Genomic DNA, 14,043 nt, shown 5'->3' with positions numbered 1-14,043 from the left:
CGCGACATTTACAGTGCAATATCCGCAACTTCTTTCACTTCTAGCGGTTTTACTGGCGTTTGTACTGCAGGTACCGGATCGGCCTCACGGGCAACCTCATGACGCAGCCCCAGCACCTCACTGGTATATGCCAGCGTTTTGTCTATCAAATGCGGATTCTCAGTCAGCGTCGAACCATATGTTGGTACTACCGCACGGATTTTTTCCTGCCATTCAGCGGTCTGCATTTTGTCTTTAAACACTTTCTCCAGCAGATCCAGCATGATCGGGGCTGCCGTTGACGCGCCCGGAGAAGCACCCAGCAGTGCCGCAACGGTGCCTTCATCATCGCTCACCACCTCAGTACCCAAACGCAGGACGCCGCCAATGCGCGCATCGCGTTTGATAATCTGCACGCGTTGACCGGCCTGCCACAGGCGCCAATCCTGTTTTTTCGCCATTGGATAGTAGGCACGCAGCGCCGCATGGCGATCTTTGTCTTTCTGCAATACCTGGCCGACCAGATATTTAACCAGATCAAAGTTATCCAGCCCGACGTTGAGCATTGGCAAAATATTGGATTTGTTAGTAGAGGCCAGCAAATCCCACAGCGAACCATTTTTCAGGAAACGGGTTGAGAAGGTCGCAAACGGCCCAAACAGCACCACTCGCTTCCCGTCAATAATACGGGTATCGATGTGCGGCACCGACATTGGAGGCGCACCGACAGAAGCCTGTCCGTAGACCTTCGCCAGGTGATGGTTTACCACCTCAGGGTTGTCGCAAACCAGGAACTGGCCACCCACTGGGAAACCGGCGTACTCTTTCGCCTGCGGGATTTTGGTCTGCTGCATCAATTTCAGCGCCGCGCCGCCAGCACCGATGAAGATAAATTTGGCTTTGATGGTCCGTTTTGCATGGCTGTTGTTGGCATCCGAAACCGTGACATTCCAGCTGTTGTCCGCATTGCGGTGGAAGCGGCGGACCACGGTATTGAGCTGCAGCGTGAAGCGTTCGTGTTTTTTCAACGCGTTAATCATCTGGCGAGTAATCTCACCGTAGTTAACGTCAGTACCCGCTTCTGTCCGCGTAGCGGCAATTTTCTGCTGCGGGTCGCGCCCTTCCATCACCAGCGGCGCCCACTGTTTGATCTGTTCGTGGTCTTCAGAGTAGCGCATGCCGTTAAACAGCGGGCTCTTTTGCAGCGCGCGATAACGAGCGCGCAGGAAGTTCACGTTGTCATCGCCCCACACAAAGCTCATGTGTGGCACGGTGTTGATAAAGCTTTTCGGCTGCGTCAGCACGCCGCGTGTCACCTGGTGCGCCCAGAATTGACGGGAAATCTGGAAGGCTTCGTTAATATCAATGGCTTTTTCAATGCTAACAGAGCCGTCAGCTTTTTGCGGGGTATAGTTGAGCTCCATTAGCGCCGAGTGGCCGGTGCCAGCGTTGTTCCAGCCGTTGGAGCTCTCTTCCGCCACGCTCTCCATCTGCTCAACCATGGTAATCGACCAGTCTGGCTCAAGCTCCTGCAGCCATGTACCCAGCGTGGCGCTCATAATTCCGCCACCGATCAGCAATACATCCGTCTCGTGCACCTCACGAGTCTTCGCCTTAGTCGCCACAGAAACCTTCTCGGTACCCGATTTCTGTGCGTTGGGTACAGCTTTGTTTTTTTTCATCGTAGGGGGCCTTACTTGACTTGCGATTTGTTACATGCAGGTAAAAACATCCGTACAGTTACGTTACCACCAGGCGCGTTGAATTTAAATATTGTTTAAAATTTAAGTTGAGTTTTGAGATCTGTTATTAAAATGTTTAATAAATGTGTACAAAAAATGAGATTTGGTACTGGTAGAGTGTGACGGGAAGCGGTATTATTCTCCCCTTTGTGATGGTACGCACGGAAGCTGTGGCTTATGGAAAACCGGCCATCGATAACCTGCGAACACGCTATGCCAAACAACTCCCCTTCTGGTTCTTTTTTGACGATTTTGCGCTCTCCCACACTGTTAACCCGTGAAGTGCTGGCCGGTGTCATTACCGCACTCGCGCTGATTCCGGAAGTTATTTCGTTTTCAGTCATTGCCGGCGTTGACCCAAAGGTCAGTCTGATCGCCTCGGTGGTATTATGCCTGTCGATGTCATTTCTTGGCGGTCGCCCAGCTATGGTCACCGCCGCTGCCGGTTCGGTAGCGCTAGTTATCGGCCCAATGGTACACCAGCATGGTGTCGCCTATATTTTGCCAGCGGTTCTCATGGCGGGCGTCATTCAGATTCTCTTTGCCCTTTTCGGCATGGCAAAACTGATGCGGTTTATCCCCGCTTCAGTGATGAGCGGTTTTGTTAACGCGCTGGGTATTCTTATCTTTTTCGCCCAGGTGCCCCACTTCTGGAGCCGAAGCCCGCTTATCGTCGCGCTCTTTGCCGCCACCATTTTGATTGTTCTGTGGCTGCCAAAAGTCATGAAAAGCATCCCTTCACCGCTGGTAGCCGTGGTTTTATTAACGCTGTATACCGCAACCAGCGGGCAGATTCTGCCTACAGTTGGTGATGAAGGCTCTATGGCTGGCGGGCTACCCGGTCTTACTCAGTGGCTGGTGCCGTTTAATCTCGATACCCTGCAAATTATCTGGCCATGTGCGTTAAGTATCGCCTTTGTCGGGCTGATGGAATCACTGCTCACCGCCAAACTGGTGGATGATTTGACCCATACCCCATCCAATAAAACCCGTGAAAGCGCGGGTCTGGGCATCGCCAATATTCTGGCGGGCTGCTACGGCGGGATTGCCGGCTGCGCGATGATCGGTCAAACCATCGTTAACGTTGAGATGGGTAAAGGGCGCAGCCGCGTCTCTACCGTTGCGGCCGCACTGGTCCTGCTATTATTGGTGACGGCATTAAGCGAAGTGATGGCGATGATCCCAATGTCGGTACTGGCGGGAATAATGGTGATTGTGGCGTTTAAAACCTTTAGCTGGCAGAGCCTCCAGCCCGCGACGCTCAAACGCACGCCGTGGCCGGAAACGCTGGTGATGTTGGTAACCGTTGCCGCAACGGTCAGCACCGGCAACCTGGCCATTGGCGTACTGGCCGGGATTATAATGATGGTGCTGGTTCCCGCGCGGCTGAAAGCGCGGGCAAAGCTTAAAGCAGAAACACCGTCGCCAGCCCCAGAAAAATAAAGAAGCCCCCGGTGTCGGTGATCGCGGTGATCATCACGCTTGAACCGACTGCCGGGTCACGACCAAATTTCACCATGATCATCGGGATCAGCACGCCCATCACCGAAGCCACCAACAGGTTTAAGATCATGGCCAGCGACATCACCGCGCCCAGCTGCATATCGTCATACAGCAGCCACGTGATGCCGCCCATAATCCCGCCCCACACGATGCCGTTAATCAGCGCCACGCCCATTTCACGCAGGATTAGGAACGAGAAATTACCCGGTTGAATGTGCTGCAGCGCCAGCGCGCGCACAATCATGGTGATTGTCTGGTTACCGGTGTTACCGCCAATACCCGCCACGATAGGCATCAGCGAGGCCAGCGCCACCAGCTGGGAAATGGTGTGCTCAAAACCGTCAATCACCCGCGAGGCGATAAAGGCAGTACAGAGGTTAATGGCCAGCCACGCCCAGCGGGTTTTCACCGCTTTCATCACCGGCGCATACACATCCTCATCGCTGCTCAAGCCCCCCATTCGACGTAAATCGCTGTCGGTCTCTTCATAAACCACATCAACGATCTCATCGATGGTCAAACGCCCCATCAGTTTGCCATCGCTATCAATCACCGCGGCGCTGATTAGGTTGTCACGTTCAAAGGTACGCGCAACGCTTTCCGATTTCTCTTCCGGATGGAAAGCCACCGGATCCGCCTCCATCACCTCGTACACGAGCCGATCGGCGGAATTCAGCAAAATCGTTTTCAGCTCCAGTTCACCAATCAGCGTTTGGTCGCGCTTGATGACGAACAGCTTATCGGTGTTCTCCGGCATTTTGCCCAGCCGACGCAAAAACCGCTGCACCGACGCCAGCGTCACGTCCGGCCGGATGGTGATCACCTCGAACTCCATGATCGAACCGACCTGCTCGTGTGCATAGTTCATCACCTGACGAACGCGCGCCCGCTCTTCCGGCGTCATCGACGCCAACAGGCGGCCGGTTAAATCACGCGGCAGGTGCTGAACGAGGTAGATCTGTTCATCAATATCCAGCGTTTGCAGTGCATCGAGCAACGCCCGGTCGCTCATGTCTTCGATGAGGTCGTCCCAGACGTTCTCCGATGCTTCCAGCAACACTTTCCCGCGGCGATCGTCTTCGATCATGTTCCACAGCGCGTGACGTTCTTCTGATGGCAATGCTTCCAGGGTATCGGCGAGATCCGCTGGCTGAAGGTGCGCCACCAGCATGCCAACTTCCGCCAGGTCATCGACCAGCGTGCTTTCATCATACTGCTCGGCGAGCGTCAGTTTTCCCAGTAGCGCGGACGTGATGGCCTTATCGGTGGTGAGCAACCAGATAAGGCGCATACGCTCTTCGTCGCGTAACCGGGCGCTGTTCTTCTTCAACAGAGACATGAATAATCCTTATTCGAGGAGAAACGCCCAATCGAATGAATGGGCGCTCTAAGCATAGCGCGGGGTATGTAAAAAAGGCTAAACGGGCCGCTCAAGCGTTGAAAAAAACGCCAAAGTGGCCAAAAAATCAGGCCGTTCGCGCCACGGCGTCTCGTGACGCACGTTCACGCTCTTCACCCACCAGCTCACTGAGCTGGCCATTACGCATCTCCAGAAGGCGATCGGCATGGACGAAGTAGTGGTCATCATGGCTGATGGCGAAGATGGTTTTGCCCATTTGCTGCATCAGTGGCAACAGCACCTGATAAAATTCACGGCGGAAGTGTGGGTCCTGATCGGCCGCCCATTCATCCAGCATGATGATATCCCGCTCTTCCGACAGCGCCAGCAGCAGCGCCACGCGCTTTTTTTGCCCCTTGGATAATTTCAGGTCCAAAATGCGGCCGTTATCGAGTTTGACCTTATGGGTCATTTGCAACTGCGTCAGCCATTTATCGACCAGTTGAGGATTTGCCTGCTGACCATCCGGCCCCAGCAAATGCTCAAAAAGCCAGACATCGGTAAACACCGCCGAGAACAACTTACGATAGTCTTCCGGTTTCTCCGCCGCCAAAGGCTGACCGTCGAGGAGAATTTGCCCGGAAACCGGCTGATACAGCCCGGTCAGCAGCATCGCCAGCGTAGATTTTCCGCTCCCGTTACCGCCGATCAGGAACACCAGCTCACCACGCTTAAGCGTTAGGTTCAGCGGGCCGACGGCAAACGTGTTGTCTTCATAGTGGAAGCACACGTCGCGTAGCTCAAGCGTCTGCCAGTTCGAATGCGCCACGGGCTTCGGGAAGGCTTCCTGGTACGGCGCCAGCGAGAATTTATTCAGCTTATTGAATGCCACCTGGGCGCTCAGCAGCGTTGGCAGCGCCCCCACTGCCGACAGCAGTGGCGTGCGTAGGAACAGCAGGGTCAGTGAATACGTTGCCGCGACGTTGGTATCCGCCCACCCCAGGCCATTCGCCATCCAAAACACCAGGCCAATGGCCCCCAGCATCATAATATTGGACCAGTTAACTGCGCTCAGGTGGAAAGTATCCGCGCGAACAATATGGTGGCGATAGGCTTTGGCGTCCGGCGTGAACTGCTGCTCAAAAACGTATTCCGCGCGTTCACGGTTGAGCGTCAGCTCCTTACGCCCTTCGAGCACCGTCTGGTAATCGTTGTATAAACGGTCTTCGGTTTCACGCAATGTCGCCATATGTCTATACACACGCGCCACCAGCAGAAAACCGCCCCAGATGGTCAACGCCATCCACAGCGCGGTGATCAGCAGCATTTTGGTCGACAGAACCGCCAGATAGGCGGCAGAGCCGAAGGTCAAAATAATCCCCTGCACCAACTCCGGCAGACGGACAAAAGCGATGGTGATCGCCCGGATATCGCTGGTCAGCCCCGCCAGCAGTGACGCGCTGCCGAGCTTTTCCACCCGTTCAACCTGGGTATCGAGAATGCGTTTGATAAATTCGCGGCGCAGGCGATAGACAAAATGGTGCCCCAGCGTGGTCAGCGCCAGCTGAGAGCCGAGGGTCACCGCCATTAAGAGCAGCAGCAGACCGAGAAATTCCGGCAGCACAGCAAACGTGGTATCAACGGTTTCAATCAAGCGAACGTTGATAAAGGCGATAAGTCCAATACCTAACGCCGCGCTGAGCAGGCTCAGAGCCATAACGCCAATAAAAGGCCAGCGATATTGACGCCAGACGAGTAACAGAAGTTCCATAGCAGCAACCAGGGCAAGAAAAACAGCCAGCAGTGTAAACTGCTGAGTGGTTACATCAAGAATAATTCTTATTTTTATTCGCTATTCGACTGCACGGCGGAAAGTCAGGTTATAGCGCCAGGGACCAACCTGTGGATGGCTTCCAGCCTTAAGCGGTAAAACGGCATGGTAAAAGAGTCGTGACTCGCCGCCCCATACCACGATGTCACCGTGTTCAAGCCACACGCGTTGTAGCGGATCGGTACGCTTCAGGCCACCAAACTGGAAAGTCGCCGGTAAGCCAAGCGAGACGGAAACAATCGGCGCATCCAAACGCACCTCATCTTTATCCTGATGCAGCGACAGTTTTGCACCGGGCTGATAGCGGTTAATCAGGCAGGCATCAGGGTCAAACGCCGGATAGCCCGCGAGGGCAGCAGCGCCCTGCGCGAGCAGGCGAAAACACTCGGGCATTGCGGGCCACGGTTTTCCGTTCAGCGGATCGACGGCGGCATAGCAGTATCCGTGCCGGTCGGTACTCCAGCCGTACGGCCCGCAGTTGGTCATTGCCACGGACATCGTGTATCCCCCCGGGGTCACCATATGGCGAAACGGTGAAATGGCCGCTACCTGTTCGATGGCGGCTAACAAAACCCCGCTTTGTTCACGCGCCTGACGACGAAGAATCACCGCGCCGGGTGCCAGCGGTTCGGACCACGGTGATTCATCAGCAAACAGATCCAGCATTAGCGCTCCTTTTCACGTTGTAACAGTGCCGCTTTCCGCGCCACGCCCCAGCGATAGCCGGAAAGCGCGCCATCGCCACGCACCACCCGGTGACAGGGCACCAGAATCGCCAATCGGTTCGCCGCGCAGGCGCTTGCGACCGCGCGTACCGCTTTCGAATTGCCAATACTTTCAGCCACCTGCTGATAGCTGCGCGTTTCACCTACCGGTATAGCACGCAGCGCCTGCCACACCTGCTGTTGAAATGCGGTGCCGCGAATATCTAACGGTAATGATAATGACGTCACCCGCTGACTGAGGCTAGCGATAACCTCGGCGATTTGCTGGCTGAAAGCCGTATCTGCCAGCAGACAACGCGCCGCAGGGAAACTACGCTGTAATTCATCTATCAGCGTCGATTCATCATCGCCCAGCAGCACCGCGCAAATTCCACGCTCGCTTATTGCCACCAAACAGCGCCCCAGTGAGCACTCACCTGTCGCATAATGTATCTCTGCCGCTTTACCGCCCTGGCGATAGGTTTTCGCGGTCATACCGAGCATCTCATCGGCATGGCGATAATAGCTGCTGCTTGAGGGAAAGCCTGCCGCCAACACCGCTTCAGTCACCGACGCGCTTGCGCTTAACGACTCACGCAGCCGACGTGCGCGCCACGCTTGCTGCCAGGCTTTTGGCGTCATACCGGTAACTGATTTAAACATGCGGTGGAAATGATACGGGCTAACCGCCACTGCCTGGGCGAGCACATCGAGCGTGACGGGCTCTTCCTGCTCCAGCAGTCGACAGGCATAGGTCACTTTGTCGATTTTTTGCTGCTCGGGCGTCAGCGTATTGGGCTGGCAGCGCTTGCACGGACGAAAGCCAGCGGCCTGTGCCGCATCGGCATTCGGATAGAAACAAACGTTATGGCGCAGCGCGTGACGAGCACGACAGGATGGACGGCAAAAAATGCCGGTGGTCTGGACAGCAAAAACAAACTGGCCATCAGCGTCGGTATCGCGATTGAGCACCGCTTGCCAGCGATCCTCATCGGTATGTAGCGTTTGAGATGTCATAACGAGCTCCTCCCTTTAGTGTAACCATCACTGTGCCCAAAGGGAGGAACTAAAAAACCCGCAATCTTGCTTTTTAATTTTTCCCGCCGACCAGGAAGGCCTTGAACTGCGGGGACATCCAGGTGGTGAAGCCCTCGCCTTCTTTCATAATCATATACACCGCCAGCCCCTGCTCGCGGACAACCTGCTGGGCTTTTTGTGGGCCAAGCACCATGAGACCGGTATCCCAGCCATCGGCTTCGAGGGCGGTTGGTGCAATAACGGTCACCGAAACCAGTTTATGGGTAATTGGGCGCCCGGTTTGCGGGTCGATGACGTGCGAAATTCGCTGGCCGTCCAGCTCGTAGTAGTTGCGATAGCTACCCGAAGTGCTAATGCCGTGGCCGTTAATATCCACAATGGCCTGTACTGCATTCTCGCGGTCAGTCGGTTTTTGGATAGCCACTCGCCACGGTTGTCCATCGGCATTCATCCCACGGCTAACAAGTGCACCGCCCACAGAAACCAGGTAACGAGAGATCCCCTCTTCCGTCATCAGGTGCGCCAGATGATCGGCGGCATAGCCTTCACCCACCGTGGAGAGATCGACATACAGATCGGGGATCGATTTTTGCAAATACTGCCTGCCCGAGCGGTTGATCACTGAGAGGAATCCAAGCCCGGTACGCGCTTTCGCAGCATCAATTTGCGCCTGGGTCGGTGTTTTAACCGGCTGCTTATCCGGGCCAAACCCCCATAGATTAACCAGCGGGCCAACGGTCACGTCCATGGCGCCCTGGGTTTTATAACCGATACGCAGCGACTCGGTAACGATATCCGCCATCGCTTCACTCACGGGCCATGGCGTCATGCTATTTGAATGGTTAAAACGCATCAGCGCCGAGTCATTTTTCCATGTCGACAGCAGTTGATCGTCAGCGTCGAGCTGTTGTTGCACTTTTTGGCGGAGTTCTTCAGCCCGCGCATTATCCATTCCAACAACGCTCACCCGCCAGAAGGTCCCCATGGTTTTGCCTTCAAGCACGGTCGCTGCGGCTTTTGGCGCAGCCGGAGCGCTGGCATTGTCGCAGCCAGCCAGCAGTAAAACGACGCTCACTAGCGCCACACGTAAAAATGTCATTTCCATCCGTTATTACCCTCCTGCAATCGGCGCAAGAGTACACTAATTCGTTAAATTCCGGCATAAAAAAAGGGGCCAAATGGCCCCTTTTCGCGGTGTTATCAGTATTAGAACTGGTAAACCATACCCAGTGCAACGATGTTATCGGTAGAGATACCAGCTGCAGTGGTGAAGTCGTTTTTGTCCAGCAGGTTGATTTTGTAGTCAACGTAGGTAGACATGTTTTTGTTGAAGTAGTAAGTCGCGCCTACATCAACATATTTCAGCAGATCCTGGTCGCCGTAGTTGCCGCCGGCAACACCGTTGTCGATGTTTTTGCCTTTAGACTGCAGGTAAGCGATGGATGGACGCAGGCCGAAGTCGAACTGGTACTGTGCAACCACTTCGAAGTTCTGAGCTTTGTCAGCATAGCCGTAAACGCCAGCGTTCGGGGAACCACCGAAACGAGTTGCGTTGTAGGTCTGGGTGTACTGAGCGGCCAGATAAATGTTGTTTGCGTCGTATTTCACGCCACCGGAATAGGTTTCAGCGCGATCGCCGCTACCGTAGATTTCGCTGGTGCCAGTCTGAACGCCTGCATCATTTTTGATTGCGAAGGAGCTGTTGTTCTGATCGGTAGTACGTTTGGAGGAGGAGATTGCACCACCAACGCTGAAGCCTGCACCGATGTCATAAGTGATGGAACCGCCGAAGCCGTCACCGTTCTGTTTCAGAGCCTGACGGCCGTTAGCCGTTGCGCCTTCACCAGATACGCTGCCGTTTTTACCCTGATACTGCAGAGCAAAGTTCAGGCCATCAACCAGACCGAAGAAGTCGGTGTTACGGTAGGTAGCAACGCCGTTAGCACGGGATTGCATGAAGTTGTCGGAACCGTAGGTGTCGCCGCCGAATTCTGGCAGAACGTCGGTCCAGGAGGTTACGTCGTATACAACGCCGTAGTTACGACCGTAGTCGAAAGAACCTGCGTCAGCAACGCGGATACCTGCGAAGCCCACACGAGTCCACGCCTGGTCAGAAGAACCTTCGGTGTTGTTCGCCTGAACGTTGTATTCCCACTGGCCATAACCGGTCAGTTGATCGTTAACCTGAGTTTCACCTTTGAAGCCCAGACGAACGTAAGACTGGTCGCCATCGTTGCCGTTGTCGCTAGAGAAATAGTGCAGGCCGTCGACTTTACCGTACAGATCTAATTTGTTGCCATCTTTGTTATAAATTTCAGCCGCATTTGCTGCGCCCGCTACCAGCAGTGCTGGTACCAGGAGGGACAGTACTTTAACTTTCATGTTATTAACCCTCTGTTGTTATTTATATGCCTTTATATATGCCACTGCTTACTGATTAACCCTCATTAATCAGTCGGCAGACCCATTGTGCTGTAAAAATTAGAATAATCCAATAGGAATATGATACGAAAAGCCTTGAAATGTTTCATTTACACGTACAAATGTTTCTAAATGTAAATCTCAGGGAACTTTTATAAGCACGAAAAGCCAGGGGAAATAGCACTAAAAATCAAAAACAAAAAAATTAGATTCATTAAATCAATAAGTTAAAAAACATGATGAGTATAGCACTGAATGATAAAACAAAACCTTCACCCACAACTAAAATAGTCATCGCTATCATCATTAACTTTATTTATTACCGTCATTCAGTTCTGAATGTCTGTTTACCCCTATTTCAACCGGATGCTTCGCATCCGGTTTTTTTTACCTTTCTTTACGAAAACTTAATCAATCCGTGCTACCCATCGTAAATTATAACGACTATTAATTAATCGAATGCGATATAAAAATAATTCATTGCGCACCGTACAGAAATAATGTCTTGTTATTTCGTGCTATTTTTTAATTCGTTTGGTAAATAATTGTACAATATATGTTTCATTGTACACTTTGACCGCAGTATCACCCTTCCTTCCTGAACAATAATGAAAATCAGTTTCATTTCCTATCAACTCCCGCTACGGAACCGATCAATTTGCCGCGTGGATGCATCTTGTTGGATTTTTTGTATATACTGCCAGCAGAGTAAAATAAGGTTTTACGCCTCAATGCACTTTACGCTTGAGCATATCCTCATTCAGATGCCGTTATGATGGGTTACACACGCCAATGAGTCAGTCCGACAAGATGAGCCCGACGAAATTCTCCCTTCTCCCTGGGAGCATCACGCGTTTTTTCCTTCTTATGATCATCGTCTTGCTGGTGACTATGGGCGTGATGATTCAAAGCGCGGTCAACGCGTGGCTAAAAGATAAGAGCTATCAGATTGTCGATTTGACACACGCCGTGCATAAACGCATTGATACCTGGCGCTACACCACCTGGCAGATATACGACAATATTGCTGCCGCAAGCAGCAGTACCGCACCGATTGAGGGTCTACAGGAAACCCGTCTAAAGCAGGATGTCTATTATCTGGAAAAGCCGCGCCGTAAAACTGAAGCGCTGATTTTCGGCTCTCACGATAGCGCGACGCTGGATATTACCCAGCGGATGTCCACCTACCTGGATACCCTGTGGGGCGCCGAGAACGTGCCATGGTCGATGTACTATCTGAACGGGCAGGATAACAGCCTAATCCTCATCTCCACATTGCCGCTCAAAGATCTCTCGTCAGGATTCAAAGAATCTACCGTCGGCAGCATTGTCGACTCACGCCGTGCCGAAATGCTGCAGCAAGCGAATACGCTGGATGAACGTGAAAGCTTTTCGACATTACGCCGTTTAGCGTGGCAAAACGGCCGCTACTTTACCCTGCGCACCACCTTTAATCAGCCGGGACATCTGGCTACCGTCGTCGCCTTCGATTTACCGATAAACGATCTGGTACCGCCCACCATGTCGCTGGATAGCTTCCGCCTCGAGCCCGATCCGGCGCAGGCGTCGCCGCGCGGGCAGGAAAAAGATCCCGGCGACAGCGTCACCATTAATTTTAATAGCTCGCGCATTGAAATCGCTTCTGCGCTCAACACAACCGGTATGCGACTGGTGTGGCAGGTGCCGTTTGGTACTCTGCTGTTAGATACTTTCCAGAACATCATGCTGCCGTTACTGTTAAATATTGGCCTCCTGGCACTCGCACTCTTTGGCTACTCGACGTTCCGTAACCTCCCCACGCGCGGCAGCAGCAGTAACACGACGCCAACGTCTGGCACCAATAACGAACTGCGCATGCTGAGGGTGCTGAATGAAGAGATTGTTTCCTTATTACCGCTCGGGCTGCTGGTTCATGACCAGGAGTCAAATCGCACGATTATTAGCAATAAAATTGCCGATCACCTGCTGCCGCACCTGAATCTACAAAATATCACCAGCATGGCCGACCAGCATCAGGGGGTTATTCAAGCCACCATCAATAATGAACTGTATGAAATACGCCAGTTCAGAAGCCAGGTCTCGCCGCGCACGCAAATCTTTATCATCCGCGATCAGGACCGGGAAGTTTTGGTCAATAAAAAGCTCAAACAGGCTCAGCGGTTGTATGAGAAAAACCAGCAGGGCCGCGCGGCCTTTATGCAGAATATTAGCGACACGCTGAAGCAGCCAATCAAAGCGCTGGCCGCCGAAGCGACGACTCTTGATACCGCTGAGAGTCAAAAGCTGGCGAATCATGCTGATTTGCTCGTGCGGTTAGTCGATGAAATTCAGCTGGCCAATATGCTGGAAAACGACAGCTGGAAAGGCTCATCTTCACAGTTCTCTCTTCAGGAATTGATTGATGAAGTGGTGCCAGAGGTTCTCCCGTCGATCAAGCGTAAAGGCTTACAGCTGCTGATCAACAATGCGTTACCAGCCAAAGAACAGCGTTACGGCGACCGTGATGCGCTACGGCGCATTCTGCTACTGCTGATCCAGTATGCAGTCACCACAACGCAAATAGGCAAGGTGACGATTGAAGTCAGCGCCGATGAGTCCGCGGAGGACAGACTCACCTTCCGAATCCTCGATACCGGCAACGGTGTCTCGCATGGGGAAGTGGATAATCTGCACTTCCCGTATCTCAACGATACCCAGTCAGACCGCTATGGCAAGGCGAACGCCCTCACCTTCTGGCTGTGCGATCAGCTCGCCCGTAAGCTGGGCGGACACCTGAGTATTAAAGCGCGAGAATCGTTGGGTACACGCTATACGCTGCACGTTAAAATGGCGGTGCGTGAAGAAAATGCCGAGCCAGAAGAGCAGCTGCTGGATGATGTTGTGGCGATGATCGATATTACCTCTAACGAAATCCGGAACATTGTGACTCGACAGCTCGAAAGCTGGGGAGCCACCTGCATCAGCCCGGATGAACGCGCAACAAGTCAAGAATTTGACTTATTTTTAACAGATAATCCGTCTAATCTTACTGCTTCCGGCTTGCTTTTAAGCGATGATGAGGCTGGGATACGCAAAATAGGTCCGGGCCAGCTGCGTGTGAACTTTAACATGAGTAACGCCATGCAGGACGCCGTACTCCAACTTATTGAAGAGCAACTGGCACAGGAAGAAGTAACGGAATCGCTGCCGGGCAGCGATGAAAATGCCGAACTTCATGCCAGCGGCTATTATGCTCTGTTTGTTGATACGGTACCGGAAGATGTTAGCAGACTGTATACTGAATCTGCGGCGAAGGATTTTGCCGCTCTGGCACAGACAGCTCACCGCCTTAAAGGGGTGTTTGCCATGCTAAATCTGGTACCTGGCAAGCAGTTATGTGAAACGCTCGAACATCTTATTCGTGAGAAAGATGCGTCAGGCATAGAAAAATACATCAGCGACATTGACACCTACGTCAAGAGCTTGCTGTAGCAAGGTAGCCTTTAC

The 14,043-nt window shown here is 53.0% G+C and carries 9 protein-coding genes; 2 read left to right on the top strand and 7 right to left on the bottom strand.

Annotated elements, in window-relative coordinates; genetic code table 11:
- Nucleotides 1–8: 8 nt before the first annotated feature.
- Entirely contained in the window at nucleotides 9–1,661 is a 1,653-nt protein-coding gene (mqo, locus tag KP80_RS18565; protein WP_052285115.1) for a malate dehydrogenase (quinone), read from the bottom strand.
- Nucleotides 1,662–1,934: 273 nt separating this feature from the next.
- On the opposite strand from mqo, the gene KP80_RS18560 reads away from it, so the two are divergent.
- Nucleotides 1,935–3,164, top strand: coding sequence for a SulP family inorganic anion transporter (locus tag KP80_RS18560; RefSeq protein WP_052285114.1), 1,230 nt, complete (start codon nucleotides 1,935–1,937; stop codon nucleotides 3,162–3,164).
- Here KP80_RS18560 and mgtE read toward each other — a convergent pair.
- From mgtE to KP80_RS18530, 6 genes are all read right to left on the bottom strand, one after another.
- Complete coding sequence (gene mgtE / locus KP80_RS18555; RefSeq protein WP_052285113.1) at nucleotides 3,127–4,563, bottom strand: magnesium transporter; 1,437 nt, start codon at nucleotides 4,561–4,563, stop codon at nucleotides 3,127–3,129. The two genes, KP80_RS18560 and mgtE, sit on opposite strands and share 38 nt — an antisense overlap.
- A 127-nt stretch (nucleotides 4,564–4,690) precedes the next feature.
- Nucleotides 4,691–6,334 carry a multidrug ABC transporter permease/ATP-binding protein gene (locus tag KP80_RS18550; protein WP_052285112.1) on the bottom strand — a complete coding sequence of 548 codons (1,644 nt, stop codon included), beginning with the start codon at nucleotides 6,332–6,334 and terminating at the stop codon, nucleotides 4,691–4,693.
- Between the two features lie 81 nt (nucleotides 6,335–6,415).
- Nucleotides 6,416–7,060, bottom strand: coding sequence for a DNA oxidative demethylase AlkB (gene alkB, locus KP80_RS18545; RefSeq protein WP_052285111.1), 645 nt, complete (start codon nucleotides 7,058–7,060; stop codon nucleotides 6,416–6,418).
- Complete coding sequence (gene ada, locus KP80_RS18540) at nucleotides 7,060–8,115, bottom strand: bifunctional DNA-binding transcriptional regulator/O6-methylguanine-DNA methyltransferase Ada (protein ID WP_052285110.1); 1,056 nt, start codon at nucleotides 8,113–8,115, stop codon at nucleotides 7,060–7,062. The genes alkB and ada overlap by 1 nt, the downstream gene beginning before the upstream one ends.
- Nucleotides 8,116–8,188: 73 nt before the next feature.
- Entirely contained in the window at nucleotides 8,189–9,241 is a 1,053-nt protein-coding gene (apbE, locus tag KP80_RS18535; protein ID WP_052285109.1) for an FAD:protein FMN transferase ApbE, read from the bottom strand.
- A gap of 101 nt (nucleotides 9,242–9,342) precedes the next feature.
- Nucleotides 9,343–10,518, bottom strand: coding sequence for a porin OmpC (locus tag KP80_RS18530; RefSeq protein WP_052285108.1), 1,176 nt, complete (start codon nucleotides 10,516–10,518; stop codon nucleotides 9,343–9,345).
- 831 nt (nucleotides 10,519–11,349) lie between these two features.
- On the opposite strand from KP80_RS18530, the gene rcsD reads away from it, so the two are divergent.
- A complete protein-coding gene (gene rcsD / locus KP80_RS18525; protein ID WP_072129164.1) occupies nucleotides 11,350–14,028 on the top strand; it encodes a phosphotransferase RcsD in 2,679 nt (892 codons plus the stop codon).
- Nucleotides 14,029–14,043: the final 15 nt, after the last annotated feature.

Origin of the sequence: Kluyvera genomosp. 1 (assembly GCF_001266615.1) — a bacterium.
In the GTDB taxonomy this organism is placed as follows: Bacteria; Pseudomonadota; Gammaproteobacteria; order Enterobacterales; family Enterobacteriaceae; genus Kluyvera; species Kluyvera cryocrescens_A.
Note: the sequence above shows the minus strand (reverse complement) of the source record. Positions and strands in the feature narration are given on the sequence as shown.